The sequence below is a fragment of the Alcanivorax sp. HI0044 genome, from assembly GCF_001634945.1.
Window position 1 is genome coordinate 1 of sequence record NZ_LWEZ01001627.1, and the last position, 959, is coordinate 959.

Annotated in this window: 1 protein-coding gene and 1 pseudogene; both read right to left on the reverse strand. The window is 53.9% G+C overall.

Annotated features, from left to right (window positions below):
* Positions 1-282, reverse strand: a pseudogene (locus A3730_RS24500) (pyridine nucleotide-disulfide oxidoreductase); the annotation flags it as partial.
* Between the two features lie 43 nt (positions 283-325).
* On the reverse strand, positions 326-959 hold a 634-nt coding region (locus A3730_RS24505), incomplete at its 5' end, for a methyltransferase domain-containing protein (RefSeq protein ID WP_156501340.1).

Genomic DNA, 959 nt, shown 5'->3' on the forward strand with positions numbered 1-959 from the left:
GGAGGCAAAGGACACCAGTGCCAGGGCAATCCAGAAGCCGAACAGGGCCCCGGCGGCCAGCGTCATGATAGCCGCGCCGGGCAGGCTGAGTGCCGTGACAATGACATAGAGCGCGAAAAAGCCACCGAGGATCAACGCAGGGTTGTCCTGATAAAGAGCATCAAAGGCACTTTGTTGTTCTTTGATATAGCCGAGGCTGAAATACTGCCCCAGATCGAAAACAAAGTAACAACCGATCAACGCGGCGAGGACGGCGAAAAGTAGGCCTTTCTTGATGCTCATTTCAGGTCCTGTTGGTGGGGGTGGGTCAAAGGATTGGTGGGCATCAGCAGCAGCTGCCTGTCGCGTCTGTACTGTTTGCTTGTGCAAATGGCACATTCAGCCCGCAGCCTTCGAAGATACCGTAATGGGTGTTGAAGTTACCGATGAAGTCAAAGTGTGTGGCAAAGCGGCTTTTTTCCAGCATCAACCAGGTATTGCCGCAAACCGGGAAGACTTTGCCCGCTTCAATAAAATGATGGTCGTCCAGGGCAAAGGCGTTGGGACTGTTTTTCAGGGTGCCTTTGTAGACCACCGCCTGGCCATAATCTTCACAGGCTGGTTCCAGCGAATCGATATTGAACAGCCGGTAGGTGGCGGAATAAAAGCGGATATTGCCCAGCGTTTTTTCGATGGTCGGGTTTTCAATGGTCAGCGGGCGGGATTCCACCAGTCTTGGATCGGCAAAGCCGCAGCGCTTGCTCAGGTTGATGAAATCATTCCAGTACAGGGCGCCGGACAGGCACTCTCCGTACAGCACCGGGTCTTTGGCCAGTGAGGCAGGGATGCGCCGGTCTGCATAAACATCGGAAAAAAAGAACTCGCCGCCGGGTTTCAGCAGGCGTTTTACGTCGGCGATGACCTTGGCCTTGTCGGTGCTCAGGTTGATGACACAGTTGGAGATGACAATGTCGAAATAA